Source organism: Aquisphaera insulae (genome assembly GCF_011064615.1).
GTDB classification, from domain to species: domain Bacteria; phylum Planctomycetota; class Planctomycetia; order Isosphaerales; family Isosphaeraceae; genus Aquisphaera; species Aquisphaera insulae.
In genome coordinates this window covers 1-26,655 of sequence record NZ_JAALJH010000105.1, presented here as the reverse complement: position 1 = coordinate 26,655, position 26,655 = coordinate 1, and the positions used below count along the sequence as shown (strand labels likewise).

25 protein-coding genes are annotated in these 26,655 nt (G+C 69.4%); 11 read left to right on the top strand and 14 right to left on the bottom strand.

Going from position 1 to position 26,655, the window contains the following annotated elements; translation table 11 throughout:
- Positions 1 to 268: 268 nt before the first annotated feature.
- Positions 269 to 2,305, bottom strand: a complete 2,037-nt coding sequence (locus tag G6O54_RS32295; RefSeq protein ID WP_165233407.1) for a sulfatase — start codon at positions 2,303 to 2,305, stop codon at positions 269 to 271.
- A gap of 40 nt (positions 2,306 to 2,345) precedes the next feature.
- Positions 2,346 to 3,596 carry a tetratricopeptide repeat protein gene (locus tag G6O54_RS32290; protein WP_165233404.1) on the bottom strand — a complete coding sequence of 417 codons (1,251 nt, stop codon included), beginning with the start codon at positions 3,594 to 3,596 and terminating at the stop codon, positions 2,346 to 2,348.
- Positions 3,597 to 3,762: 166 nt separating this feature from the next.
- On the opposite strand from G6O54_RS32290, the gene G6O54_RS32285 reads away from it, so the two are divergent.
- The 7 genes from G6O54_RS32285 (at position 3,763) to G6O54_RS32255 (ending at position 9,551) form a co-directional block, all read left to right on the top strand.
- Complete coding sequence (locus G6O54_RS32285; protein WP_165233401.1) at positions 3,763 to 4,164, top strand: type II toxin-antitoxin system HigB family toxin; 402 nt, start codon at positions 3,763 to 3,765, stop codon at positions 4,162 to 4,164.
- A gap of 3 nt (positions 4,165 to 4,167) precedes the next feature.
- The gene (locus G6O54_RS32280; RefSeq protein WP_165233398.1) at positions 4,168 to 4,710 is read left to right on the top strand and encodes a helix-turn-helix domain-containing protein; all 543 of its coding nucleotides are present in this window, start codon (positions 4,168 to 4,170) and stop codon (positions 4,708 to 4,710) included.
- A gap of 781 nt (positions 4,711 to 5,491) precedes the next feature.
- A complete protein-coding gene (locus G6O54_RS32275; RefSeq protein WP_165233395.1) occupies positions 5,492 to 6,640 on the top strand; it encodes a glycoside hydrolase 5 family protein in 1,149 nt (382 codons plus the stop codon).
- A gap of 110 nt (positions 6,641 to 6,750) precedes the next feature.
- The gene (locus G6O54_RS32270; protein WP_165233391.1) at positions 6,751 to 7,062 is read left to right on the top strand and encodes a DUF433 domain-containing protein; all 312 of its coding nucleotides are present in this window, start codon (positions 6,751 to 6,753) and stop codon (positions 7,060 to 7,062) included.
- Positions 7,059 to 7,406, top strand: coding sequence for a DUF5615 family PIN-like protein (locus G6O54_RS32265; protein ID WP_165233388.1), 348 nt, complete (start codon positions 7,059 to 7,061; stop codon positions 7,404 to 7,406). Before G6O54_RS32270 ends, G6O54_RS32265 begins: the two co-directional genes overlap by 4 nt.
- 107 nt (positions 7,407 to 7,513) lie before the next feature.
- Entirely contained in the window at positions 7,514 to 8,119 is a 606-nt protein-coding gene (locus G6O54_RS32260; protein ID WP_165233385.1) for an SMI1/KNR4 family protein, read from the top strand.
- A gap of 289 nt (positions 8,120 to 8,408) precedes the next feature.
- Positions 8,409 to 9,551 carry a WD40 repeat domain-containing protein gene (locus G6O54_RS32255; protein ID WP_165233382.1) on the top strand — a complete coding sequence of 381 codons (1,143 nt, stop codon included), beginning with the start codon at positions 8,409 to 8,411 and terminating at the stop codon, positions 9,549 to 9,551.
- Between the two features lie 8 nt (positions 9,552 to 9,559).
- On the opposite strand, the gene G6O54_RS32250 is transcribed toward G6O54_RS32255, so the two are convergent.
- A complete protein-coding gene (locus G6O54_RS32250; RefSeq protein ID WP_250847190.1) occupies positions 9,560 to 10,288 on the bottom strand; it encodes an NAD(P)H-hydrate epimerase in 729 nt (242 codons plus the stop codon).
- Positions 10,289 to 10,450: 162 nt separating this feature from the next.
- On the opposite strand from G6O54_RS32250, the gene G6O54_RS32245 reads away from it, so the two are divergent.
- Together G6O54_RS32245 and dnaA are read left to right on the top strand one after the other, a co-directional pair.
- Positions 10,451 to 10,693, top strand: a complete 243-nt coding sequence (locus G6O54_RS32245; protein WP_165233379.1) for an FmdB family zinc ribbon protein — start codon at positions 10,451 to 10,453, stop codon at positions 10,691 to 10,693.
- 291 nt (positions 10,694 to 10,984) lie between these two features.
- A complete protein-coding gene (dnaA, locus tag G6O54_RS32240; protein ID WP_165233376.1) occupies positions 10,985 to 12,583 on the top strand; it encodes a chromosomal replication initiator protein DnaA in 1,599 nt (532 codons plus the stop codon).
- A gap of 52 nt (positions 12,584 to 12,635) precedes the next feature.
- On the opposite strand, the gene G6O54_RS32235 is transcribed toward dnaA, so the two are convergent.
- From G6O54_RS32235 to G6O54_RS32185, 11 genes are all read right to left on the bottom strand, one after another.
- Complete coding sequence (locus tag G6O54_RS32235) at positions 12,636 to 13,457, bottom strand: DUF3037 domain-containing protein (RefSeq protein ID WP_165233373.1); 822 nt, start codon at positions 13,455 to 13,457, stop codon at positions 12,636 to 12,638.
- On the bottom strand, positions 13,454 to 14,308 hold the full coding sequence (locus G6O54_RS32230; RefSeq protein WP_165233370.1) for a HipA family kinase: 855 nt from the start codon (positions 14,306 to 14,308) through the stop codon (positions 13,454 to 13,456). The genes G6O54_RS32235 and G6O54_RS32230 overlap by 4 nt, the downstream gene beginning before the upstream one ends.
- A gap of 297 nt (positions 14,309 to 14,605) precedes the next feature.
- The gene (locus tag G6O54_RS32225) at positions 14,606 to 15,583 is read right to left on the bottom strand and encodes a low molecular weight phosphatase family protein (RefSeq protein WP_165233367.1); all 978 of its coding nucleotides are present in this window, start codon (positions 15,581 to 15,583) and stop codon (positions 14,606 to 14,608) included.
- A 27-nt stretch (positions 15,584 to 15,610) separates the two neighbouring features.
- The gene (gene arsM, locus G6O54_RS32220; protein ID WP_165233364.1) at positions 15,611 to 16,489 is read right to left on the bottom strand and encodes an arsenite methyltransferase; all 879 of its coding nucleotides are present in this window, start codon (positions 16,487 to 16,489) and stop codon (positions 15,611 to 15,613) included.
- Complete coding sequence (locus tag G6O54_RS32215; RefSeq protein WP_165233361.1) at positions 16,473 to 16,898, bottom strand: ArsR/SmtB family transcription factor; 426 nt, start codon at positions 16,896 to 16,898, stop codon at positions 16,473 to 16,475. The genes arsM and G6O54_RS32215 overlap by 17 nt, the downstream gene beginning before the upstream one ends.
- Before the next feature lie 131 nt (positions 16,899 to 17,029).
- Positions 17,030 to 17,611, bottom strand: coding sequence for a hypothetical protein (locus G6O54_RS32210; RefSeq protein WP_165233358.1), 582 nt, complete (start codon positions 17,609 to 17,611; stop codon positions 17,030 to 17,032).
- Complete coding sequence (locus G6O54_RS32205; protein ID WP_165233355.1) at positions 17,608 to 18,840, bottom strand: XRE family transcriptional regulator; 1,233 nt, start codon at positions 18,838 to 18,840, stop codon at positions 17,608 to 17,610. Before G6O54_RS32205 ends, G6O54_RS32210 begins: the two co-directional genes overlap by 4 nt.
- 785 nt (positions 18,841 to 19,625) lie before the next feature.
- Positions 19,626 to 22,334 carry a glycosyl hydrolase family 95 catalytic domain-containing protein gene (locus G6O54_RS32200; RefSeq protein WP_165233352.1) on the bottom strand — a complete coding sequence of 903 codons (2,709 nt, stop codon included), beginning with the start codon at positions 22,332 to 22,334 and terminating at the stop codon, positions 19,626 to 19,628.
- A 79-nt stretch (positions 22,335 to 22,413) separates the two neighbouring features.
- Positions 22,414 to 22,680 carry a type II toxin-antitoxin system VapC family toxin gene (locus G6O54_RS32195; RefSeq protein ID WP_165233349.1) on the bottom strand — a complete coding sequence of 89 codons (267 nt, stop codon included), beginning with the start codon at positions 22,678 to 22,680 and terminating at the stop codon, positions 22,414 to 22,416.
- Positions 22,681 to 22,959 (bottom strand): hypothetical protein, encoded by a 279-nt coding sequence (locus tag G6O54_RS32190; RefSeq protein ID WP_165233346.1) that lies wholly within the window; start codon positions 22,957 to 22,959, stop codon positions 22,681 to 22,683.
- 721 nt (positions 22,960 to 23,680) lie between these two features.
- Positions 23,681 to 25,084 (bottom strand): TCR/Tet family MFS transporter, encoded by a 1,404-nt coding sequence (locus G6O54_RS32185; RefSeq protein ID WP_205679104.1) that lies wholly within the window; start codon positions 25,082 to 25,084, stop codon positions 23,681 to 23,683.
- A 151-nt stretch (positions 25,085 to 25,235) separates the two neighbouring features.
- On the opposite strand from G6O54_RS32185, the gene G6O54_RS32180 reads away from it, so the two are divergent.
- The gene (locus tag G6O54_RS32180) at positions 25,236 to 25,736 is read left to right on the top strand and encodes a hypothetical protein (RefSeq protein ID WP_165233343.1); all 501 of its coding nucleotides are present in this window, start codon (positions 25,236 to 25,238) and stop codon (positions 25,734 to 25,736) included.
- Between the two features lie 7 nt (positions 25,737 to 25,743).
- Positions 25,744 to 26,625, top strand: coding sequence for a ThuA domain-containing protein (locus tag G6O54_RS32175; protein ID WP_165233340.1), 882 nt, complete (start codon positions 25,744 to 25,746; stop codon positions 26,623 to 26,625).
- Positions 26,626 to 26,655: the final 30 nt, after the last annotated feature.

Below are 26,655 nucleotides of genomic sequence, written 5' to 3'. Positions count from 1 at the left end.
AATTCCGGGACAAGGTGTCCAGGTCGTCAAGGCCAACGTTTCATCGCGCCAGGGCGAGGCTCCTGCCGAGCCAGGCGCAAGCCGAGGCTTGCCGACAGGCCTCGTTCCCGCGCAACGAATCCTGGACAAGACGCCAGGATCGTCCAGGCCAACTTTTCATCGCGCCAGGGCGAGGCTCCTGCCGAGCCCCGGGCGGGCCATCGTGTCCGAGCCGGCTCCGGTCGGCGACCGGGCGAGACGTGGCCGGCGTGGCACCAGGACACATCGATCACCGGACGGAGCCGACCCCCACGGGAGGGCGCTCGACACGGCTGGCGCGGTCCCCGGACGACGCCCCGGCCTCCTGCCGCCGGACGGCCTCGGCGAGGTCTTCACGAAACTTCTTCATGTAAGCATTCTCAACCGAGGCCGAGGCCGGGTCGTCCGCGAGCGCCTTCAGCAGCATGGGGCGGAGGCGGGCGGCCATGGCGTCGCCCGCGGGGGTGCCGATCAGGTCCCTCTGGGCCCAGCCGTCGCGCCAGAGGTCGTAGACCTTCTCCATGCCGTCGCCGGCGCGGACGTACTGGTGGCCGGACGGCGCGACCAGGGAGAGCTCGAACCCGGCGAGGCTGGGCCGGCCGCCACCCGGCGACGGGAAGGCCGTGGCGTCGGCCTTCTCCGAGAGGGCGGGGCTGAAGGGCGGATCGGGGGCCTGGCCCGGCGGCAGCCGCCATGAGGCCGCCAGCGACCGGCCCGGGAACGGCGACGGCGAGCCCCCATCCAGGCCGGCCAGGTCGAGGAGGGTCGCGGGCAGGTCGCGGAGGCTCACGGCGGCCCCCTCCGCCCGGCCCGCGGGCGCGCCGGGGGCGAGGATCACCAGCGGCACGCCCACCTCCTGGATCTCCACGGCGTGCGCATGGCCCAGGATGTTGTGCTCGCCGAACCCCTCGCCGTGGTCCGCGGTCAGCACCACGATCGTGTTCTCGAGCAGGCCCCTGGCGCGGAGGGCCTCCATCAGCAGGCCGAGCTGCTCGTCGAGGAAGGCGATGCAGTCCTCGTAGCAGTCGCGGGCCAGCGTGAAGTCGCGCGGGGTCAACTCGCTCTTGATCGCGCCGATGTAGTCGAAGAGCATCCGATAGTCGTCCGTGCCCTTCGGGACGATCCCGAACCGCCCGGCGAAGCGGGCCGGGGGAACGTACGGCTCGTGGGCGTCGAAGTAATTGAGGAAGGCGAAGAACGGCCGGTCCGTCCGCCGCCGGCCCAGCCAGCCCAGGAACGCGGCGTTGATCCCCTCCGCCCCGCGCGACTGGAGGGTCGCCCACTTCCGGGCGTAGGGATCCAGGCGGAGGAGCGCCTGCTCGAGCAGCCACCGGCCGGGCACGGTGCGGGTCAGCAGGGCCCGCGGCGTCAGGGCGTAGTCGTCGTAGCGGTGAAACCCCCGATCCAGGCCGGTCTCGTAGCTGCCCGAACCCGTATTACCCACGAATCCGGCCGTCTGGTACCCCCGGGCGGCCAGGTACTCCGCGAGCGTGGGATGGGGCGTGTCGAGCGCACGGTTCCACTGGGTGTCGATCTGGAACGGCCAGTAACCGGTGAAGAAGGTTGCATGGGACGGATACGTCCAGGGCGACGGGGCGAGCGCCTTGCGGTAGCGGACCCCGCCGGCCGACCATCGCGCCAGGTTGGGGGTGGTGGCCCGCGCGTACCCGTACAGGCCCAGGCTCGTGCTGCGGACCGTGTCCCAGACGATGAACACGACGTTGGGCGCGGACGACGAGGCCGCGGGGGGGAGCGCCGCGACCGCCCGCGATTCGGCGACCATCAGGCGGCCGGTGGTGGCGGCGAAGCAGACGGCCAGCAGGCAGGCCAGCCCGCACAGGCTCCGGCGCACCCAGGGGACCCCCGGGCCGAAGCCGCGGGCCGCCACCAGGTCGCCGAACAGCTTGCCGAGGCCGACGGCGAGCACCGGGGCGGACGCCGGATGGAGCGGCAGCCGCAGCAGCGCGAACCAGGCCGCGACCGCCGCCAGCGGCCAGGCGACCGCGCGGGGCGACAGCCACCGGGGCCGTCGCGCGGCCGCAATCGCCGCCACGGCCCCGACCGCCAGCATCAGCACGACGTGCCCCAGCGGGACCGTCCAGGGGAAGTCGCGGGCGGTCCGATACGAGCCCTCCGCGTTCAGGGCGAGCCGCTTGAAGACGATCTCCCCGACGTCCACGAACCCCGCGCACAGGCCCAGCCAGGCGGCCATCAGGAGCACGGCCACCGGCGTCGGCCGAGGTCCACCGGGCCGGTCCTCCGGGGGCGTCGAGCGAACCTCATTCATCGCGGGCGTCCTCGCGCGCCGGTCGATCCGCGATCGGCCGTCACGGCTTCGGCTTCCCGTCGCCGGCCTTCTTCGCCTTCTGGGCCCTGGCCCACGCCTGGCCCTCGGGCGAGGCGAGGAACTCCTTGAACTCGTCGACCCCCGACAGGTCGTTGATCTCCTGGTGGAGCTGCGACTCGAGCCCGTCGAGGACCTTCGCGACCTCCGCGAATTTCTTCCGGCCCAGGGCCGCGGCGAGCAGGCCGTCGTAGGCCGGCCTCAGGTCGGGTTCCGCGGCGATCGCCGCGCGGTACTCCGCGAGGGCGTCGTCGGGCCGCTTCAGCAGCGTCAGGAGGTTCGCCCGCAGGACCTTGAGGTAGGCGTCCTCGCCCAGCGTCTTCTCCAGGTTGTCGATGCACCCCAGCGACTTCTCCGGCTGCTTCATCAGGAAGTAGCCATCGACCAGGAGGAACTCGCAGGCCGGGTCGCCGGGGAACCGCCGGGCGAAGTCCCGGATCGCCTCCAGGTATTTCGCGTTGTCGCCGGTCTTCTGGGCGCCGGAGAAGCGGAGCACCTGGAAGACCTTCTCGTTCTTGAGCTCCTCGGGGAGCGCCTCGTAGATCGTCAGGACGTCCGTCCCCCGCCCCTCGCGGTTGGAGGCGGCCATGCGCTTCAGGTCGTCGATGTGCTTGAGGAACGCCTGGTCCTGGCCCAGCACCCGGTCGAGGAGGCCGCGGTTGACCTGGGCGAGGGTCGAGACATAGAGCCGATGGGCCGCCTGCGAGGCGAGCTCGCCGGTCGCCAGCGAGTAGTAGTCCACCGCCTTGATCGCCCCGCCCGGCCTCCGCTCCACCAGGAAGACGAGATAGGAGGCGTTCCCGTCGGCCGCGATCATCCGCAGCAGGAAGGCCGGCTTCCCCTGCCACTCGAGCCCCCGGGTCACCCGGACCCTGGCGCCCGCCTTGACGGCCGGCCGGAACTCGACCAGCAGCGGCGAGCCGTCGCGCCCCTGGGCCTCCCGCGCCCCCTTGAGGAAGTCCTGCTTGAAGCGGTCCGGGGCCTTCACGCCCGCGGTGGCCGTCTCCATGAGCGCCTCCATGTCCATCGCCCCCTCGAACGCCTTCGCGTCGAGGCGGACGATCGCATCGGCCAGCCTCTTGCCGACCTCCAGCGCCTCCGCCCGCGAGACCGGCCCCCCCCCGGCCTTCGCCGGCGGCTCCTCCTGCGCACGCCCCGCCCCGGCGGAGAACGCGACCACAACCGCGATCGCGACCGCAAGGCCCCACGCCGCCGCCCCGCGAACCCTGATCATCTCGATGCTCCTCACCCCGCCATCGATGCCCCCGGCCCGATCCCCTTCCAAAGTTACCCGAACCGGCCGCGGGGCGGGTAGCGGGTCGACCCAATTCCCGTGGACTTCTCTAGAACAAATTGCGATAATCCTCCTCGCGGGATGACTTCGCGCGGGGACGTCGGCGTTGCACATCATCAGCCGAAAGGCGCTGGTCGATTTCTGGGAATCCCGGAAGGGAGACGCCCGGGTCGCGGAGCGTGATCTCTCCACCTGGTTCAAGATCGCCTCCAGAGTGGACTGGGCGAACTTCGCGGACCTCAAGCAGACCTTCGGCTCGGCCGATCAGGTCGGCCACTGCGTGGTGTTCGACGTCGGGAACAACCGCTATCGTCTGGTCGCCCTGGTGAAATTCCGCGCCGGCCGCCGGGGCACGTTGTTCGTCAGGAAGGTGATGGACCACGCGGAATACGACCGCCGAACCTGGCCCGCCGAATGCGGCTGCCTGACATCTCCTCCGAGGAAGGCGAAGGCGTCGTCGGCGCCGAAGGGGAATCCTCGGAACGGTCGCGGGAAGAAGGAGAGGTGAGCGATGGGGGTCAAGGCCGGAGGCAAGGCTCGGTCCCGGGTCGTGCGGTCGAAGGCATCCGGGCGGGCGGCGGCATCGGAGCCCGGCAGCCCGCCCTCCGCGAACTCGCCGAGGGCGCGGCGACGATTCCTCGCGAGCTATCTGCCACTGGTGGAGAATTTCCCCCTCGAGCCGATCCGCGACGAGGCCCACCGGATTCGGGCCCTGGCCGTCGTCGAGGACCTGCTCCGGCACGATCTGGACGAGGGCCAGGACGCGTACCTGAGCGTCCTGACCGACCTCGTCGCGGCCCATGAGGAGAAGGCCTTCCCGATCCCAGACGCCTCGGAGGCCGACGTCCTCCGCGAATTGATGCGGCAACACGGCCTCACCCAGACCGCGCTCGAGGCGCAGGTCGGCATCGCCCAGCCCACCATCTCCGCCATCCTGCGAGGCGCCCGGAAGCTCACCAGGGAACAGGCCGCCACCCTCGCGCAGTTCTTCCACGTCTCACCCCAGGTCTTCCTGGAGGTATCGAAGCGAACCGTGGTTTTCGGGGACCGCTGATGCGTGTTCGCGAGCCATCGCGTCGGCGAGGTTCTTCACGGGGGCGGAAAGTCCGCGAGCCGATTCGGACCGTGACGAGGATGAGCAGAAGATCTCCCACCACGGCTGACGCGGATACCACGGATGAAGACCAATCCGAACCCGGATAAAATCATGAGATGAGACGACTCGAGGCGAGGCGAGAAAACGAACCCCGTTACCCCATCGGGGCCGGACCTCTTCCATCCGTGTGATCCGTGCCATCCGTGGTCGCAACTCTTCGAGGCCATGCCCGTAGCGGTGCGTTCCAGTCATCTTGATCCCGGTCCCCAGGGGATCGTCTCGAGACGCTCGGGCCATCGAGGGAAGTGCGGGCTTTCCATCCGCGTCATCCGCGTCATCCGTGGTGGCGACGCTTCTGGTCACGTCCGTGGGACGAAAAGAGGGCGGGCGCGGCGCCATACAATCCTCGGCACCTCGCCCGCCCCGGGAGTGTTCGGTGGTGTCTCGTCGCGGGATGAGTCGCGGCTCGCCGACCGCACGGTCATCCCGGCCCTGGCCCGATCGTGAGAATGTGCCCGGTCTCCGCGGCTCCGTCCGATGGGAGGGCGATGGGCGCCTGGGATTCCCTGCCCCGGCGTCGCCCGGTCGGCCCAATTATGACACCAAGACGAGGAAAGGCAAATCGGCCGGCGAAGGCCGCCCCGTTGCGTCCCGGCGGGCGGCGGCCGTACACTGCGGCCGAGTCGGGGACGGCCCGGGACTCCCCTCTTCCATCAGGTATCCGAGGCGACGCGCGACGATGAGACGACTCCTCGCAGGCCGGCTGATCTCCCTCGTGATCGCGTCCGTGATCCCGGCCCCCTCGGCGGCCACCGCCCGCGGCGACGACGGCCCGGGCCCGTGGCCGGCGGAGAAGGCACGAGCCTGGGGTGAGGCCCATCCCTGGCTGGCCGGCTGCAACTTCGGGCCCAGCACCGCGATCAACGAGCTCGAGATGTGGCAGGCGGACACCTTCGACCTCGCCACGATCGACCGCGAGCTCGGCCTGGCGGAATCCCTGGGCTTCAACAGCGTCCGCGTCTTCCTGCACAACCTCCCCTATGAGCACGACCCACAGGGGTTCCTGAAACGGATCGACGCCTTCCTCGCCGCGGCCGAGCGCCACGGGATCGGCGTGATGTTCGTCCTCCTGGATGCCTGCTGGGACCCGTTCCCGCGCGCCGGCAAGCAGCCGGAGCCGCGGCCGGGCCTGCACAACTCCGGCTGGGTGCAATGCCCCGGCGCCGCGATCCTGGGCAACCCGGGGCGGCACGACGAGCTGAAGGGCTACGTCACCGGCGTCATCGGCCGCTTCAAGGACGACCGCCGGGTCCACGCCTGGGACCTCTTCAACGAGCCCGACAACCCCAACAGATCGAGCTACGGCCGCCACGATCCCCCCAACAAGGCCGAGCTCTCCCTGGCCCTGCTGAAGAAGGAATTCGCCTGGGCGCGGTCGCTGAACCCGACCCAGCCGCTGACGGCCGGGGTCTGGGTCGGCGATCTCACCGACCCGGCGAAGCTCTCGCCGATCAACGCCTTCATGCTCGACCAGTCGGACGTGATCAGCTTCCACAATTACAAGCCGCTCCCGGAGATGAAGCGCGACGTGGAGGCCCTCGAGCGATACCGCCGGCCGATCCTCTGCACCGAGTACATGGCCCGCCCCGCCGGCAGCCGGTTCGACCCGATCCTCGCCTACCTGAAGTCGGAGAAGGTCGGCGCCTACAACTGGGGCTTCGTCGCCGGCAAGACCCAGACCATCTACCCGTGGGACTCGTGGCAGAAGCCCTACGCCGCCGAGCCCCCCGTCTGGTTCCACGACATCTTCCGCGGCGACGGCACGCCCTACGACCCGAAGGAGGTCGACTACATCCGCGGGGTGACGGGCGTGCGGAAGGGAGGATGAAGAGAGAGATGGCCGATGCCCCGCATCGCCCCTAGAATGAGGTTGACGGGCCGCGGGCCGGGCTCCCTCGAAACACCGGCCCTCGATCCGTGCGCGTGGAGGAGGCCGCCTTGTCCATCGTCAAATACGACCATCTCGATCTGGACGCGAACGGCCAGCCCGTGATCGCCGGCACGCGTATCAAGGTTCGCATGATCGTCCTGGACGGCATGACCCACGGCTGGGATCCTCGCGAGCTCCACAAGCACCACCCGGACCTGACTCTGGGCCAGATCCGGTCGGCCCTGGAATACTACTCCGACAACAAGGAGGCCATGGACCGCGACATCCAGGCTCGGCTCGAACACGTCGAGGAGCTTCGGGCTGCCCAGGTCGAGACGCCGGGTCGACGGAAATTGCGCCGGAAAGGGCTGCTTCCGTGAGCGTGCCCCTGTATCTGGATCACCACGTCGATGTCGCGATCACGGAAGGGTTGAGGAGGGCCGGAATCGATCTGCTGACGTGCCGCGAGGACGGCACCACCACGTGGGACGACGAGCGTCTGCTCGCCCGCGCCGACGAGCTTGGCCGTGTCCTCTTCAGTCAGGACGATGATCTCCTGGCCATCGCCAATCGCTGGCAGCAAGAACGCCGGGGGTTCTCGGGCCTGATCTACGGGCACCAGCTCAGGATTTCGATCGGTCAAGCCGTCCATGATCTCGGGCTGATCTCACAGGTCTACGACCCGGAGGATATGAGAGACCGGGTCGAGTTCATCCCCCTTTGAACCGCGGCGAGTCGATACACCGCCACCCGGGGTGACGGGCGTGCGCAAGGCGAATTGACGGGAGAGAGGCCGGCCCCTGCATCGGATCGCCGGACCGGAGCACCGCCATGGGCTCGAGCTTCACCGTGGACGACCTGATCGCCCTCGCTCCGCCCCCCGAGTGGCGGGTCGACGCCGGCTCGCCGGGGGCTTGGGGCAGGATCGAGGCCGAGCTCCGCACGCCGCTCCCCGAGGATTACAAGCTGTTCATCAACGTCTACGGCACGGGGATCTTCAACGACCTCTTCTTCACCTTCAATCCCTTCGCCTGGAACGACGGCATGAACCTCCTCTGGCAGTCGGGGGCACCGCAGTGCTTCGAGGAGGACGCGGAGCCGGGGCGGGTCCATCGCCTCGGCTCCCGGCTCGAGCATCACGAGTCGAGGAGGGCCGAGTTCCCGGATTCCACCCCGACCTTCCCCCCCTACCCGGAGCCCGGCGGCCTGCTGCCGCTGGGCGGGGACACGAACGGCGGAGCGGCCTACTGGCTGACCGAAGGCCGGCCCGATGACTGGCACCTGATCCTCGTCCACGACGACTTCGACTTCGAGCGGCACCCGATGCCGCTGGTCGAGTTCCTCGTCCGATGGCTTTCCGGCGACCTGCCCGAGTGCTTCGGCGGCGTGGGCTCGGCGTTCCTGAACGCAACCGATCCCGTCTTCCGCACCTCCTGATACGCGAGACCGATCACGCCAATATCGTTTGCGATCGCCAAACATAGGAAAATACAGCCAAGCAGAACGATTTATTTCGGCCTTCGGAGATCCACGCGGATCATCAGGGTGTGCGTGCCTCTGCGTCCCGGTCGGATCGGATCGAGAGCCCCGGGCCATTCGCGCAGGATCCCAGATCCATGGCCTCCAAGGGAACCTTGCCCTTGCGACGATCTACAACTTGTAGTAGAAAGACAACTACAAGTTGTAGTAGCGTTTCCTCGCGGCGAAGGGCCAGGAGATTTCCGCCATGGACCATCGTTCCACCCGACCGTCGCGCCGCGAGTTCCCCGCCGCGTCCCCGAGCCGGTGGGATGAGAGGGTCTCCGGCGGCCGCGCCCCGTCCGTCCCGGCGGGCTCTTCGGTCCGGTGCGTCCTGGCGATCGCCGGCGCGATCGGCCTGGCGTCCCTGGTCGGCCCGCGGGAGGAGTCGGCGACCACCTCCGACATCACGGGGGAGCACTCCGGGCTCATCCTGGCGATGGCCATCTCGCCGGACGGCCGATGGCTCGCCTCCTCGGGCTTCGAGGGCTCGATCCGGATCTGGGACCTGGCAGAGCGACGGATCGTGACGAACCTGGAGCCGGAGGACGGTCCCGCCTACGGCCTGGCCTGGTCGCCCGACGGCTCCGCCCTCGCCGCCACGGGCGTGCGCCGGGGCATCACCCTCTGGGACGCTCGCACCTGGGATCGGATCGCGGAGCTGCGGGACCATGCCGGCCCGGCCCGCAGCCTGGCCTGGTCTCCCGACGGGTCGACCCTGGCCGCGGGGTGCCTCGATTCCACCGTGGCCCTCTGGGACACGTCGCGGTGGCGGCCCCGGGCCCTCCTCCGCGGCCACTCCGGCGGCATCAACGCGGTCGCCTTCTCCGGGGACAGCCGCGCCCTCGTCTCCGCCGGCTCGGACGGCCTGATCGGCATCTGGGACGCGGCCTCCGGCCGACCGATCGGCCTCCGCCCGGCGGGCGTGCTCGCCCTCTCCGGCCTGGCCTGCACGCCGGCCGGCGAGGTCTTCGCGACCTGCAACACCGGGCCGGGGGCCTTCCGGTGCCGGTGGGCCGGGGCATCCGCCGGGTCGTCCGTCCTGAACGGCGGCGGCCCTTACGTGGCGCTGGCCGCATCGCCCGACGGCCGGCTCCTGGCCGCGACCACCCCCCTCGGCCTCATCGACCTCTGGCAGCTCTCGCCCGAGCGCCGGATCGCCACCCTCGAGGGCCATTCCGGCCCGATCCAGGCCCTGGCCTTCACCCCCGACGGCCAGTCCCTGCTCTCCGGCGGCACCGACGGCACCATCCGTCGCTGGCAGGGCCGAAACGACGACAATGGGTCGACGCGGTGGCGCCCCGACGACACGCAGGGGGCCATCGCGGCGGCCTCATCGCCGAAGTCGTGAGTGGTTCGTCACGACGGGCCGAGGAACGCCCCGAGGACCCGCCGCGGCACGCCGATGTCCACGACCCGGACGTCGCCCGTGTACCCCGACGCCCCTTCCGCCGCGAAGCCGGCCTTGGGCGCCACGAACGTGGCCGTGGCGCGGGCTTTGACCGCCAGGCCCAGCGGCCGGCCCGTGTCCGCGTCCAGGCCCGAGGGGAGGTCGAGCGCCAGCACCGGCTTCCCCGATCGGTTCATCGCCTCCACGACCCGGCGCAGCAGGCCCTCGACCGGCCGGGTCAGCCCCGTGCCGAGCAGGCCGTCGACCAGCCAGTCGGCATCCGCGAGGAGTGCGTCCAGGTCCGCCGCCGAGGGCTCATCCTCCGCCCGCTCCGCCCGGAATTCCTGGCGAATCTCCGACGCCTCGAGGATCTCGGCCTGCACCGCCGCGTCGCCGGCCAGCCGGTCCCGCGGCGCGAACCAGGCGATGCGGACCGGGAACCCCCAGGCGTCCAGGTGCCTGGCCACCACGCCGCCGTCCCCGCCGTTGTTCCCCGGCCCGCAGGCGATCAGGACCCGCGGCAAGGAGCCCGCCCCCCTGCCCTCCGGCGCCGCCAGCTCCGCCAGCCATTCCGCCGCGCCCCGGCCGGCATTCTCCATCAACAGGAGCGTCGGCAGCTTCAGCTCCCGGGCCGCCGTGGCGTCGATCTCCCGGACCTCGCGGCGCGTCAGCGGACGCAACGACAGGAATCGACTCATCGGCGACATCCTCCCCAACCCGACGCTTCGCCACAACCACATATCCATCAACATGTTATCAGAATCAATGCGACATTGACAGGGGCCACGTCCGGCCCCAGAATAATGAGACCGCGGCCCGGCCGCCCTGCCCTGCATGCGCCCGAAGGAGCTTGCGTCCTCATGCCGATCTACGAATACCGCTGCGAGCCCTGCGATCACACGTTCGAGACCCTGATCCGGAGCACCGGCGACGTCGCCCGCTGCCCGAAGTGCGGCAACATCGACGTCGCCAAGGAGTTCAGCGTCCCGGCCGCCGCCCAGGTCGGCCGCGGCGGATCCGCGCTGCCGGTCTGTGCCCCGAGCGGCCCGGCCGCCGGCTGCGGCCGGCCGGAATGCGGCTCGGGGAGCTGTGCCTTCGGCTGATCGAGGCGCCTTCATCAACATTTCCGCCCATTTCGCCCGGGCCTCCCCCGGCAACGGTCAGATCCCTCGGACCTTGCCGGGCCCCCCACCGGACTCGTCCGCCCATTCGTCAGAATCGCCCCGACGGCTCATCTCGCCCGCGCATTGCCCACCCGGACCTTTGACAGCAAGTCCGCCAGGGCGCATATCTTCCTGGCCCATGGAGCTTGCTCCGGGCCCTCGATGGGCGTACACGCGCCGGCCACCACGAAAGAGCTTGCCCTCAGGGATGCGGGTGCGGGGGATCTGACCATGGCGGGACATTCGAGCCTCGTGCAGCGGCGGACCACCACCGCGAGCCCGGCCGCGGATCGCGACGACGACCGCGCCCTCGAGCTCGCCTCGGACTCCGGCCGCCCCGAGCTCGAGCTCGCCATCCGCGGCGCCCTGGCGGAGCGCGTGGGCGACTCCAAGTTCGGGCTCTGGTTCGGCGAGGGGGTCCATCTCGGCGTCCTCGGCGAGGGCGACGGCCACGCCCTCCAGGTCCAGGTCCCCAGCGTCTTCTTCCGCGACTGGATCCGCGACCATTTCTCCGGCAGCCTGATCGCCGCCGCGGAGGCGATCACCGGCCGCAAGCTCGAGCTCCGGTTCGCGATCCACGACGAGGCCGAGGCCCCGCTCGGCGACGTCGTCGGCCCGGCGCCCGATCGGCCCGGCGCCCGCCCCGTGACCACGGTCCCGATCCCCGGCAATCCCAAGACGCCGCTGACCAATCCGTCCGCGCCGGCCCGCCCCGGCTCCCGCCCCGCCGGCCCCCCCCGGTTCGACTTCCCGGCGGTCGACCAGGCCCCCCACGTCCGGCCCGGCCCGCCGGCCCGCGCCCCGCGGCGGCTCGACGACTTCATCACGGGGGGCTGCAACCGGCTGGCCCACGCCGCGGCCCGCGAGATGATCGCCACCGCGGGGACGTCCTTCAGCCCGCTCTTGATCCACGGCGGCGTCGGCCTGGGCAAGACCCACCTGCTGGAGGCCACCGCCCACGGGCTCCGCCAGGCCCATCCCGGGCTGAACGTCGTCTGGATGACCGCCGAGGCGTTCACCAACGGCTTCCTGGACGCGATGCGGGCCGGCACGCTCGCCAACTTCCGCGCCCGCTATCGGAACCTCGGCGCCCTCGCCATCGACGACATCCACTTCCTGGCCACCACCCGGGCCACCCAGGGGGAGTTCCTCCACACCTTCAACGCCCTGTCCGAGCGCGGGGTGCCGATCATCCTCACCGCCGACCAGCACCCGCGGCGGATCGGCAAGCTCTCGGACGAGCTGATCACCCGGTTCCTCGGCGGCATGGTCGTGAAGCTCGAGGCCCCCGACCTGCCCACCCGCCGCGCGATCCTCGAGGCCCGCTCCGCCGCGCGGGGCGTCTCGGTCCCGGCCGCGGTCCTCGACTACATCGCCGAGCACCTGCGGGCGAGCGTCCGCGAGCTCGAGGGCGCGCTCCACAGCGTGATCGCCCACGCCTTGTTGACGGGCAAGCGTCTCGATCTGACCCTGGCGAAGACGGCGCTCCGGGACACGATCCGCCACACGGCCGCGGCGATCGCCCTGCGGGACGTGGAGCGGGCCGTCTGCGACCTCTTCCAGGTGGAGCCCGACGCGCTCAAGTCCGACAGCCGCGCCCGGGCCGTGGCCTACCCGCGGATGCTCGCCATGTACCTGGCCCGGAAGCACACCGGCGCCGCCTACAGCGAGATCGGCCGCTTCTTCGGCGGCCGCAACCACTCCACCGTGATCTCCGCCGAGAAGAAGGTCGCCGGCTGGCTCCGCGACGAGGCCACCTCCGGCCTCCTCCCCGGCTTCGAGTCCGCCTCCGACCTGCTGGCGGAGCTCGAGCGGTCGCTGGGGGCGTGAGGGGGACGGGACGGTAGGGATCGGCTCCGCCCGGCGAGCGAACGGAACAGCCTCAAACCGGCTCGGATTCGGGCAGTGCCCGGGCCGTCCGCCGGATCTCGTCGACGAGGCGATCGACCTCGGTGGAGGCGTAGAGACGGACCTTGTGGGCCTCGAGGATCCGTTCGACGCCCGGCCGACTCTCCGCCACCGAGCGGAACCGGCCCACGAGGATCAGTTGGAGCGGGCCGAGTGTGGGGTCGGGATTCTCGTAGAGAGATTGCCCCTCGACGGCATAGCGGCACGCGGTGTCCTTGGCACGCTCGGGAGCCTCGGCCTCGAACCGGGCGACCTGGATGAGGTTGAATCGGCCGTTCTGGAAGCCGAACGGCAACTCGATTTCACGCTGGGAGACCGGGACCGTCACCCGGATGTTCTCCCGGATCTTCCTGTCCAGGCCCGCCCCGACGAACTTCTTGCGGAGGAATCCGCTCAGGCTCTGCCCCTTCGAGTGTCGGGCCCGGCCGCCGACGAGGTCCGCATAGAGCTGATCCAGATCCCTGCTCGGATCCGTCACCTTCATCGGCCGCGGCGGCGAGATCTGGATCTGGTTGGCCCGCCGGCCGATGAACGTCTCGAGCGCCTCGAGCGTCCGGATCTCCTCACGCTCGACGTCCAGCCGATCGATCAATCCGTTCTTGAACGCGTTGATCTGAATCCAGTCGTGCGGCGCCTCGCTGAAGAAGTGGCGGATGCGGGCGTTGTCGCCGGACATGCGAGCCTGGAGGAAATCCCGCTCAGGACAGAACAGGAGGACGCCGATATTAGCGGCCTCGAGCCTCGCCAGGTCCGGGCAGTACTGGATGATGCAGTAGTAACCTCGGCTCGGTTTCACGGCCCGGCCTCCCCCTCCGCCGGGAGGTTCAGTCGCCCCTGGTTCAGATGGATACCCATTATACCGGCGCGGTTGGTCGCGAGGAAATGGGCCCTCCGGACGATGAAGTCCGAGAGGGCCTCCCGAGCCTCTCGGCCCACTTCCCATTCTTCGGGCACGGATCGTATGACCTCTTCGACGAACGGCCGAGGCAGCCCCCGCAGGTCATCGAGGGCGGATTGAAAGGCGTCCTGATCAAGGCGCCGCCGGAACCCGGGAAACAGGCCATAGGCGTTGGGATCTTGAATCCGGTCGATCGTCGCAACCCGCTGCGTCAGATCGTGCCCGCACGTGAAGGCGTGTGTGTGGTCCATGGCCTTCAACCGCAGGTAGCCTTCCGGAGCCTCCCGGCTGAGGAAGACATTGTTGTAATTCGGCCTCCGTCGACCTTCCGGGGCATGCCGGTCACAGTTCAAGATCCAGGTGTCGAAGACGACCAGCCGGCTGATGTCTCCGGGATTGATCAGATACTTCAGCTCTGATACCTTCCCGCCCCATGGTTCACCGAATTCCGCCCTGGTGATGAACGCGGGGCCGGGCCGGGCGTTGCCGCTCCGGGAGAGCGGTATCTCATCCAGGTCCGTGATGTCGATCAGGCTGAAGTCGAAGGTCTCCAGCTTGAACCAGCGAGCCAGGTGCGTCGCCACCCATTCGCACGCGAGGCAATGCTCGCCTCCCGCGTTTCCCATCGCCTTGAGATAGCCTTCGCCGGCATCCGTCAGGACGAGGACGGCCTCCGTCCCCGTGTCGAAATTGCGGATGAACCGGCGGATCTCGGTGGGTCGCCATTCGCCGGGCGAGGCATGGCTCACGGGTGGGACCTCATGAGGACCGACGTCGGTCCGAGGGAGCTTCATCCTCTGCCGGGGCCGGCCCGGCCCGTCAGCTTCGCCGTTTCATGGAAGCCTCTCGCATGGCTTCCCGGAACGATCTTCCCCTCACTCCATCCTACGTGGGCAAGATGCCGAGAGCAACGCTCTCGGACGCTCCTGGGGAAGGAGCCGCATCGGGAGGTGATCAACGGACTGGAGAAGTTGGCGCTCGAGGCAAGCGATAGCTGATCCGAAAGGTCGCCGCCTGTCTTCCGCCGCGGCCCTCGACGGCGAGCGTCACGGCCGGGCCATCTGCTTCGCGGCGAGCTCGCGGCGGGCCTGCATCATCGCCGAGAGCATCAGCCGGCCGATGTCGTCGCGGCGCTCGGCGTACTTGGCTGACTCATAGGCCCCGTCGTCGTAGATCTTCGGGTCGAGGTACGGCATGGAGACTCGGAGCGTCGCCCCCTTCACGAACGGGCAGCCGGCGTCGGCCTCGCTGCACACCATGAGCGCGGCGAAGTCGCCCTGGGGATTCGACGGGTCCGCGTAATGCTTGGAGAACTCGGTCGCCTCGAGGCCCTCGCCCCAGGAGACCCGATAGATGGGATTGGCCGTCTGCGGCTCCCCGCGCGGGGCCTCGGAGCCGGTGGGCTCGACCCGGAATCCGACCTCCTTGAGCGCGGCCACCGTCCGCACGTTGAACGCGGTGGGGGCGGTCCCGCCGCTGTGGAACCGGACCTCGGGCAGGCCGCAGTAGGCCGCCGCCAGGTTCCCCATCGACGAGCCCAGGATGCTCCGCCGCGAGTTGCCCGTGCAGACGACCGTCACGCGGAGCGGCTTGCCGGGCGCGTAATTCGCCGCGATCCAGCGCGCCAGCGAGGCCCCCGCCTCGCGATGCGCCTCGTCGATCAGGTCGAAGGTGGTCGTCAGGTAGTCGGCGTGACTCTTCAGCGAGGGCGCGAGCTTCGCCCGGCTCTCGGGGACCGCGGCCTCCACGGCCTGCGCGATCTCGGAGGCGTCGAGGGAATCGTCGGAGCCCGAGAGCGACTTGAAGGTTTCGGGAGCCATGAAGGGAGCGATCTCCTGGAGGGTGATGACCTTGTCCTTCGCGATGGCCCTGGCGAGCGCCGCCTTGACGCGCCGGTCGTTGGCCGGGTCCGTCGCGTCCGCGGTGCCGTACCGCTGCACGAGCCAGAGGGCACGCACCAGCGGACCGACGTCGCCTCCCCGGGGTGCGGCCGAGAGGGCGAACAGGGCGAGGAAGAGAGGCATGGCGGGGGTTCCTCTTGGGAGATCGGCTCAGGGCTTGATGGCATAGACCTGCACGCTCGAGGCGAACTCGTTCACGTCGTACTTGCGGAGGAGCTCCGCCAGGCCCGTGTGCACGGCGGCCCCCGACTCGTCGGCACAGCACGATCCGCTCACCACCGGGAGCCTCGGCGAGGACGGATCGGCCGCCGGGGGCGAGCAGCAGCCGGCCTGGCTCTCGACCTTCGCGTACGCGTTGAGATCCCGCTTCGTGTCGATGACCTCCACCGCGGAGAACCCGGCGGCCTTCAGCCCCGCGACGTAGTCGTCGATCAGGATCGCCCCGGCGATGCAGCCGACGTAGGCCAGCAGGTCGTTGCCGATCTCCGGCGGCAGCGGCCTCTTGAGCGCGATGTCGGAGACCGCCACGCGGCCGCCCGGCTTCAGCACCCGGGCGATCTCGCGGAGCACGGCCTGTTTGTCCGGGGCGAGGTTGATGACGCAGTTGGAGATGACGCAATCGGCCGACGCATCCGGCAGCGGCAGCCGGTCGATGGTGGACTCGATGAACTCGACGTTCGCCAGCCCCTGCCGCCCCGCGTTCGCCCGCGCCCGGTCGAGCATCTCCGGGGTCATGTCGATGCCGATGGCCCTGCCCGTCGGCCCGACCTTCCTCGCGGCCAGGAAGACGTCCAGGCCGCCCCCCGAGCCCAGGTCCACCACGACCTCGCCGGGCCGGAGGTTGGCCGTGGCCGTCGGGTTCCCGCAGGAGAGCCCCATGTTCGCCCCCGCCGGGATGCTCGCGAGCTCCTCCGCCGTGTAGCCGAAGGCCTCGGCCACGCCCCGCACGCCCTCGTGCTCGTTCGACAGCGAGCTCGCGGCGACCGCGCCGTACTTCTCACGCACCGCCTCTTCAATCGTCCTCGACATCGATCCCTCCTCGGGCCCGCTCCGGCGTCCGCTCGTCCTCCATGAGGCAGAGCGCAAGGTCCAGGAGCGGGGCCACGCAGCCGTTCTGGACGCGGTAGAACACGTTGTTCCCCTCGCGCCGGGAGGCCAGCATCCGCGTGTCCGAGAGCCTCATGAGCTGGTTCGAGACCGCCTGCGGCTTCATGCCCAGCGTCCTCGCAATGTCGGTCACGCCGGCCTCGCCGCTCCGGACGATGTGATGCAAGATCCGGATCCGCGTGTCGTTCGCCAGCACCTTGAACAGGGCCATGGCCTTGACCGCGTCGACGAACGACAGCAGCGGACGCTCCCCCAGCGGCACCCTCTCCGAGCACGGCCCGGCGGGCGGGCAGCAGGATTCCCCAGACCGAACGGATCGCCTTGGCGGCATGATGCGGTCCTCCTGATCCAATATTACACGAGTCTGTGTATTCGTGACAATAGGGGTCCGGCTTCGAGTCCCCCGATTCCACCGCGAACGCCGCCGAGAAGGAGGTCGCCGGGGGGCGTTCAGAGGGCCACTCACGGACCGTTGGTGAATCGTTGATCGACCCACCACTCATACTCTGGCATCGACGGTTTCGGCCGGAACTGCGCGAGCGTCTGAATCTCGGTCAGGACCTGAACGAGACGCGTGGAATCGGGTCGGGTGGCATTCGCCCATACCTTGACCAGTTCCGGGCATGAGATGACCTCCAGCCCGGCCTTCCGGGCGACCTTGATCGCCCCTCGATCGTCCGTCGCCACGATCCAGCCGCGAGACTCACCCAGCGCAAGACACATCGCCTCGCCATCCGACCGGAAGAGCGTGGCGTAATGAACGTACCGAGCCTGCTCCTCGGGGTCGTCAGGCTGGCAGGCGGTGAGGAGCCCTGACCTCACGAGCGCGGTGAGGTCGGCGGCCACGTTCACGTACCCACCGGGCCTGTCCGGGTCGTGCTGCCGCACGTACCGGACCTCGGCCGTGACGGAAGCCGGCAGGTGCCAGGCATGACCGGTGGCCCGGAGGATCGCCTCGGCCTGTCCCGAGGCCAGGACGTCGATCAGGCCGCAGGCATCGATCACGGCTGGCCGGGCCGAGGGAGCCCGTCGCTTTCGAGTCACCGGCCTTCGCCCAGGAGGGACGTGTCGAAGGACATCCTGAACGCCTTCTCCTCGCCGGATGCCTCGACCTCTCGGCTGTTGAGAGTGCGCATCGCGGTCTCTCGGGCCGTGGCGATGTCACAACGCAGATAATGAGCGAGGTCCGACTCGCCCAGGTCGCCCCGCTCGTAGGCGTGGACGGCGAGGTACTTGTAGCGCTCGGGCACGACCTCGTCGGCCACCGGATGCGACGGCAGGCGCAGCATCGCCTCCGCCTTGCGGGGGGCGAATCCCGACTCCTTGAGGCTGTCCCAGGTCCCCCTGGGGATCAGGCCCAACTGCTCCACCCGGAGCGTCATCGCCTCCAGGGAGACGAAGTAGAAGTGCTTCATCCGACACAGGTCCGCCACCTGGAAGTCGCCCGTGCTCGAGACGATGTCCTGGAATTTCTGCCGGACTGACGTGGCGGGCATCAGGAAGCTCAGGGCAAACGCCTCGGCGAACCGCTCGTTGGCGGGCTTGCGGCCGGGCATCGTCAGGTAGTCGATCCCCGGCCTGTAGCGGTCGGTGCTCAGCAGGAAATGCCCATACTCGTGGAGCATCGACACCCGCCGACGCTCCGGGGGGTGCTTGCGATTGACCAGGATGCAGGCCCCGAGCTCCGCCGAGTACGCATACATGCCGGCGATGCGGGGCGGGAGATCCCCGGAATAGAAGATCCGCAGCCCAACATCCCACTCCAGCGTGCGGCGGAGTTCGATCACCGGCTGCTCGCCCAGCCCGAGCCGGTTTCGCTCCTGGTTGGCGACGACATCCGCCTGCTCGGTCGGGTCGAGCTTGAGGTTGAGCACGACCTCCCGAGGATAGCTCGGCCGGTTCGGCGAGCCCATCAGCGTCTCCAGCTCCAGGTAGTCCTCGGCGAGCGCCTGAAGCTGGTCGATGGCGGCGCCCAGGCCGGCCTGGGACGGATCGCCGGCCTTCATCTTGTCGGCGACGGCCCGCAGGTGCGACTGGAGGTCGGTGACGGGCTCACCCGGCCGGGCCAGCTCGTTGACCTTACGCCCGAAGAACGAAGCCAGCCTGACGATCTCGTCGGCCCTGGCCGTTCGCTCCCCCTTCTCGATGGCAATGTACGTGGGACGGCTGTAGCCGAGATACTCGGCGACCTCCTCCTGGGTCTTCCCTCGGGACCTGCGGGCCTCGGAGATCCGCCGCCCGAGGATTCGGGGATCTAGCTCAAGCGGTGACATGGGTCATCCCCCGATCGGGCTCGGAGCGTTCCTTGCGAAAGGCCTCCGATCATTCTCGGGAGGACATTTTACAAAGTCAATTGCCAGCACCACGGGATACAAACCAATGAAAATTTGCGGAAGAGGCATTCCATTCCCTTAAGGTTCATCCGGCCGAAGCGTGCGCCGGATGAGCGGCGGGGCAGTTCACCTCCCCCCAGGGAATCTCTCCTCAGGGTGAGACCGTCCTTCGTAGGGTGCGTCAAGCGGAGCGCAGACGCACCGGATCGGATCGGCACCAGGATGGCGAGGATTCCCCACTCGGGCAAGGCACAGGGACCTCAGATCGCTCGCTCGTCCACCATGCCTCGGCGGTCCGGTGCGTCTGCGCTCCGCTTGACGCACCCTACGAAAGGCTCATCCGGCGGAAGCGCACGCGGGCTTCAGGACGAGGCCAAATCCGGCTCTCCCCCTTACCAAGTGGGAGTTGGAGGGGGTGAATGGTCCGGGCCACGGCGATCGAATTCACCCCCCTGAATCCCCGCTTGGTAAGGGGGGAACGATTTCCGTCTCGGCCCGCCCCGGCAAGCGAGCCCGAGACGGCCTCGGGACTCGCGACGACCACCGATCGTCGCCCGAGCTCGAAGCCCCGGCCCGCTCCCCTCACCGGGCCACCCGCTTCTTCCCGCAAGGCCGTCTTGCCCCTTCGGCCGTGAGCCTCCGATCGGACGCGCGCTCCTCCCGGATGAACCTCCCTGAATGCCCGCGAGATTGCGCGCGGCTCGTCCCGGGATTGAGGGCCCCGCTCACGGCGCCTCCGCCCGCTCCGTCCGGACTTCCCCGTTGACCCGCAGCTTGACATCGTGCGGCGTCGGCGACGTGAGCTTGTAGCTCGTGACCTTGCCGTCCTCCCACGCGAAGCTCGCCGTCACGTCCCCCCGGGCGCGGAGGCCGGCGGCCCGGCCGTCGCGCCAGGCGGCCGGCAGGGCGGGCAGGAGCGTGATCGTGCCGTCATGACTTTGAATGAGCATCTCGGCGACGGCCGCGGAGCCGCCGAAGTTGCCGTCGATCTGGAAGGGCGGGTGCAGGCACATCAGGTTGCCGGCGCCCCGGCCGATCAGCATCGAGAGCAGCTTCCCGGCGCGGTCGCCGTCGCGGAGCCGCGCCCAGAAGTTCGCCTTCCAGGCCATCGACCAGCCGGTCGAGGCGTCGCCGCGACGCTCCAAGGACAGCCTCGCCCCGCGGTAGAGCTCCGGCGTGTTCGGGCTGATCTCGGTCCCCGGATAGAGGCCCCAGAGGTGCGAGCAGTGGCGGTGATGGACCTCCGTCTCCTCGAAGTCCTCCAGCCATTCCATGATCCGCCCCGCGGAGTTGACCCGCGTCGGCGCCAGCCTCGCCCCCGCGGCGTCGAGCTTCGCCGCGAAGTCGGAGTCGGTCCCGAGCACCCGCGCCGCGGCGGCCGTGGCGGCGAACAGGCCCCGGATGATCTGCATGTCATACGTCGATCCCACGCACAGGGCCGTGTGGTGCGTCTTGCCGTTTCCGTCGGCGTAGGCGTAAGCATTCTCGGGCGAGTTCGACGGCGCCGTCACCAGCCAGCGATGCTCCGGCTCCTCCACGAGCGCCGCCAGGCAGAACTCGGCGGCACCCTTCATCAGCGGGTAATACGTCCGGAGGAACTCCCGGTCCTGGGAGAACTCGTAGTGGGTCCAGACGTGCTGCACGAGCCAGGCGCCGCAGGTCGGGCCGATGCAGGCCGGCGCGAAGCTCGGCGCCGTCTCGAACCAGGGGTTCTGGGTGTGGAACGCCATCCAGCCGGGGGCGCCGTAATAGGCCTTCGCCGTCTTCGCCCCCTCCCTCGCCATCCCCTCCAGGAACCGGAAGAGGGGCGCGTGGCAGTCCGAGAGATTGGCGACCTCCGCCGGCCAGTAGTTCATCTGGAGGTTGATGTTGGTGTGGAAGTCGCCCCGCCAGGGGGGCGAGTATTCCTCGGCCCAGATCCCCTGCAGGTTCGTCGGCAGCGGCGAGTCGGGCCGCGAGCCGGCGACCATCAGGTAGCGGCCGTACTGGAAGTAGACCGCCGCCAGCGACGGATCCGGCGCCTCCTCGTTCCGCTTCACCCGCTCGGGCGTGGGGAGCGTCGCATTCGGCCCGGCCGGGAGCGTCAGTTGACAGCGCTCCATGTAGCGGCGATGGTCCGCCGCCGCCGCGTCGCGAAGGGCGTCGAACGGCTTGCCGAGCGCGTGGAGCCTCGAGATCACGCGGCCGGCGAAATGATCGTCGTCGAGGAGGTTCGTCCCGGCCGAGACGACGAGCACGACCTCGTTCGCGCCCCGGACCTCAAGCCCCTCCTGCCGGGCCGTCACCGTGCCGCCGTCCGCCCGCGCACCCAGCACGGCACAATAGCGGATCCCTTCCCCTCCGCCGCCCGGCCTGTGGAAGGGCAACTGTCCTTCCAGGATCTGCGCGTGGCGGCTCGCCTGCACCGTCGCGTTGCGACCGCGCGACAGCGCCGCGCGGAACGTGAGCGCCCCTGGTCGGCTCGCCTTGAGGCGGATCGCGATGACCTCGTCCGGCTTGGACGCGACGAGCTCCCGCGTGTAGGTCACGCCGTCGCGGGTGTACCGGGTCGTCACCACGCCGGTCATGAGGTTCAGGTCGCGGCGGTAGTCGTCCGCGGCGACGGCATCCGCATCGCCGCCGAGCGTCACGCCCGCCAGGGCGATCTCCGCGACCTGGAAATGACTGACGCCGGGGGTGGGCGTGAACGTGAATCGATAGGACCGATACGCGCCCGGATGGGCGATCTCGAACGTCCTGGCCTCGAACCGCTTCGCGAACGGCGCGTCGAGCGTGCGGTGATCGAGGAGCGTCCAGGCTTTCCCGTCGTTCGAGCCCTCGAGCACCCAGTCCCGCGGGTCGCGTTCGGGCATGTCATCGGCACTCGTGAGCGAGTACGACCTCACCTCGCGCGGCGAGGCCAGGTCGGCCTGCCAGGCGACGGTCCTGCCCGGGTCCTGGACGCACCACTTGGTCCCGGGGTCGCCGTCGTGGCTCCCCTCGATCGTCTTGCCGTCCCCCTGGTCGTTGCCGGTCGGGGACGCGACCTTCTCCTCGGCGCCGGTCGTGAGGATCAGGTCGGCGAGGATCTGGTAGGTGCCGAACTGGTCCTCGTCGTTCCACCCCTTGATGCCGTCGGCGTATCGCAGGCTGCGATCGATGAGTTCCTGGGCGCGGTTGATGTCGCGGGCGAAGAGCCGTTGGCGGATCTCCGGCAGCGACTTCGCGGCCTCATAGTTGTTCCCGTCGTACGGCCCGCCCGACCACATGGACGACTCATTGAGGACGATCCGCTCGCGGCCGATCCCGCCGAAGTCCATCCCGCCGAGCCGCCCGTTGCCGACCACCGCCGACTCGTGGAAGCTCCGCGCCGGCCGGTTGAACCAGACGCTCATCGGCTCGTCGGGGGGAGCAGGCGCGGGCGGGGCCGCCGATGCGGGCAGGATCAGAATCAATCCAAATATTCCGATACATGCGAGCGATTTCATGGCTTCCGCGCCTCCGCTGGTCCTGCAAATTGCGACGTCCAGGTGGTTACGGGACGAGTTCGGGATTGATGACGGACAGTCCTTTGCGGGCGACATCGAACGCAAAGAGGCCGTGGAGCAGGGCAAATCCACCCGCGTCGAAGGCTCCGGTGCGGACCTTGATGGCGAAGACGGATGCGGTCTCAACGAGCGTCAATCGCGAGATGACAAGCTCAGCACCCGGCTCGCCGATGAGCCGATCCACGGTCGTGGCGCCGCTCTCGGGATGATAGTGCTTGACCAGGGCACTCGTATCGAAAAAGGACCGGGCCATTCAGAATCGCTCCGCCCGCTCTTCCTCGATGACGACGCGGGCCATCGAATCCTTGATGGTTGACGTGGCCGCGCGGACGTCGTCGAGCGTGATGCGGTCGTCCGCCTCTCGCTCGCGGTACGCGATCGCGTCGTGGTCAAGGAGGTTTTCGGGGATGCCGCCTTCTCGGACGGGAGAAGGAAGATCGTCGATCACGGTAACCCGGACGCGGTGCCCGGCCAGCTCATGCGCCATGCGGGCGACCTCGTCCCACGTCCCTTCGATCGTCTTCGGTCCCATGTCCTTGCCTCCCAACCTCCTCGTCTTCATCCGCTCGGCCTGAGCCGGGGTGGGGCCGAGCCGAATCGAGACGCTCCCTACTGTACCACAGGACTCCCCGAGAGCGCATGCCGGCGGAGGCTCGCTCACTCGAGCTCGACCGGCCCGCCGCGGCGACCCCTCGCAGGGGACCCGTCCCGGGTGCGAAGATGGGTCGTGAGCTCCGCCCGGCCCGGCCCCGAGCCGAGCCGCCGGGCCGTCTCCTTCGGCCCGAGATCCGCACTCGCGGGAGGCTCCCATGTCACGCCTCGTTCGGATTCTGAAATACGCCAACTATCCATTCCTTGGTCTATCGGCGCTGCTGTTCGCGGGGATGGTCTTCGGCGCCGCCTTCGTGGCGCGATTCAGCGTCGAGAATCGCACCGGCGAGCCCATCGTCGTCACCCCGGTCGGGACGGCGGGCACGGCCGGAAGCCGGGCGCCGTTGCCGGTCCTATCGCTCGGGTTCCCCTCGCTGCCGGCGCTTCGAAGCGGCGGCTTCCGCCTGGCCCCCGGGGAGTCCGTCTCGATCCTCTACGACATGGACGACATCAGGCTCTCCGAGCTCGTCGTCGCCGCGAGGCCGGGCCAGGCATTGCCGATGGTCGCCGGGACGACCCCAGCCGCCGGCCAGGATCACGGCCCGGACCCGCGCGGGCGCCGCTACGTCATCGACGACCTGACGCGGCTGGGACCGGCGACGTCATCGGTCCGGCGGGCGGCGCTGGCCGCCGACCGGCAATGGGTCGTCGCCTGCATCTCGCTCACCATCCTCCTCGGCCCCTGGCTCCTGCACGCCATCCTCGCCCGGCTGACGAGCCGGGTGGAGGCCCCCGGAGCCGAAGGACTGGGCCGGGCGACGGCCGCCTGACGGTGCCCCGGCCCGCTCCCGCCGCCAATCCCCCACCAGGATCGGCACGCCCCCCACGTAGAGCCCGACGCCGATGAGCCAGACCAGGCCCGGGAAGGTCTCCCGGGACGCGAAGTAGATCTCGCTCACCGCCAGCGGCGTGACGATCGACGCCACGCTCGTCAGGCTGGCGAGCACCCCTTGCAGGCGGCCCTGGTCCTCGTCCCCCGCCCCCCGCGAGATCATCGATTGCAGGGCCGCGTGGGCCATGCCGCCGACGCAGAAGAGCGGGTAGAGCGAGAACGCGACGAACCCGCTCGACGTGAACGCGAGGATCGCGTACGCCAGGCCGTCGCAGACGATCGCCGCCGCCAGCATCGCGTGCTCGCCCCAGCGCTCGCTCACCGGGCCGGCGAGGAAGGCCTGGGCCACGGCGTGGAACAGGCCGAAGGCCGCGAGCGAGATCCCGACGGTCGTCGTGTCCCAGCCGAACCGGTCCTCGCCGAAGAAGACCCACACCGTCCCGCCGATCTCGCCGACGATCGTGACGATCACGAACAGGGAGAGCAGCGGCAGGAGCGCCCCGTACGCCCCGATCGCCCGCAGCGGCGCCAGCGGGTGGAACGAGAGCGGCTCGATCGAGGCCGCGTCCGCTCCCTCGCCCTCCCGCGCGCCGGCCGGGGCAACGATACGGGTCTCCGGCAGGGCGACCAGGGCCATGAGGAAGTTCGCCAGCAGGAGCAGGCCGGCCGCCACGAACGGCGCCCGGATCGACCAGGCGCCGCAGATCCCGCCGATCGCCGGCCCCAGGACGAAGCCCACCCCGTAGCCGGCGCTGAGCAGCCCGAAGCCCCGCGCGCGGCGGTCCTCCGGCGTGATGTCCGTCAGGCAGGCCGCCGCGACCGCGGCATTCGCCGCCGTCAGCCCGGAGATGGCCCGGCCCACGAAGAGCCACCAGAAGCCCGGCGCCCACGCCATGAACCCGTAATCGATCACGCCCCCCGCCAGCGACGCCAGCAGGACCGGCCGCCGCCCGCACCGATCGCTGAGCGCCCCCAGCATCGGCGAGGCCAGGAACTGGAGCGCCGCATAGAGCGACAGGAACGCCCCGTACCGCCAGCCGAGGTCCCGCATGCCGGAGACGCTCTCCAGCAGCCTCGGCAGCACGGGCAGCACCAGGCCCGTCCCCGCCGCGTCCAGCACGATGACTGCCAGGATCGTCGCGCGGGTCCTGTTGGAGGATCGCTTCATCGGCATCCAATAATCACTTCATGTGCTTGTCGAAAAACGCGAGGACCTGCTCCGGAGGCCCCTCGAAGCGATTGTAACCATCGACATTCTATCGCGTTCATCCACGCCGTCGTACAATCAGCCCAAGAGCTTCACCAGCAACGAGCCGGGTGGGATCATGTCGATGGACGACTTCCGCGAGATCATGCTCAAGCTCGCCACTCGCCATCAGCCCGCGAGGCGACCCCACTACCGGGAGTCGCTGGGCACGCAGATGCTCGGCACGCTCTCCGTGTCGCTCGGCCTCGTCGCCCTGATGGGGGGCCCCGAATTCTGGCGAGGGACCTGGCTCCTCGCCCGGCAGATATACGTGTGGCTCTACGAGCCGCCCGGACCGAAGGCGCCCTTCGTCCCGCTCCCCGAATGGACCTTCTCACGATACTGGGGCATCGCCCTGGTCGGGCAATTCCTCGGCATGATCGGGGTCGCGCGATCGAGGCAGACGGAGGGGAACCTGTCCTTGTTGTCGGTGGTCGGCATCATCGTCTGCACCATGGTACTGGCCCCCATGTACCTCCTAATCCTCGCCTGCACGGTCGCCCTCGGCTGGCCGTTCCTGCTGGCGATCGCCGGCGCGGCACTGGCCCTGAAACTCTGCCTGATCCTGTGGAGACGCTAAGGAAGCCATGGCTACCAAGACGAGCCGGATCGCCGCCCTCGCGGCCTGCCTCTGGGTTTCATCCGCGTTCGGGCAGCCGACACCGGCGCCGACGGCGCCCCCTCGGTACAAGGTCCTCGCCGTCTACACGGGCAAGGACGACCTCGCGCATGTCAGCTTCGTGAAGGAAGCGCGGGCCTGGTTCGCCCGGATGGCCGCCGAGCATCACTTCGCGTTCGAGTCCACCACGGACTGGGACCGGCTGAGCGCCGAGTCTCTCGCCCCATACCGCGTGGTCGTCTTCCTCGACACCCGGCCGGAATCGCCGAAGCAGCGCGCGGCCTTCCGGAAGTACATGGAGGACGGCGGCGGCTGGATGGGCTTCCATTTCGCCGCCTTCGCGCTCACCCCCTCGAAGTACCCCCAGGACTGGGGCTGGTATCACGACGACTTCCTCGGCTCCGGCAGCTACGTCAGCAACACCTGGAGGCCCACCTCCGCGGTCCTCCGCGTCGAGGATTCCCATCACCCCGCGACCGCCAACCTCCCCGCCACCTTCAAGAGCTCCCCCAACGAGTGGTACCGGTGGTCCCGCGACCTGAGGAAGAACAAGGACATCAAGATCCTCGCCTCGATCGACCCGTCCAGCTTCCCGCTGGGGACCGGCCCCAAGAAGCACGAGATCTGGCACGAGGGCGATTACCCGGTCGCCTGGACCAACCAGAAGTACCGCATGATCTACTTCAACATGGGCCACAACGACCTGGACCACGCCACCAGGCCCCCCAAGGACCTGTCCTCCACCTTCGCCAGCGAGCCCCAGTCGCGGATGATCCTGAACGCGCTGGAATGGCTGGGCACGTCCGACAAGCCGGCCACGGATACACCCGCGAAGGCAAGACGGAATTAGCCACAGATGCAAGAGGAAGACGGAATTAGC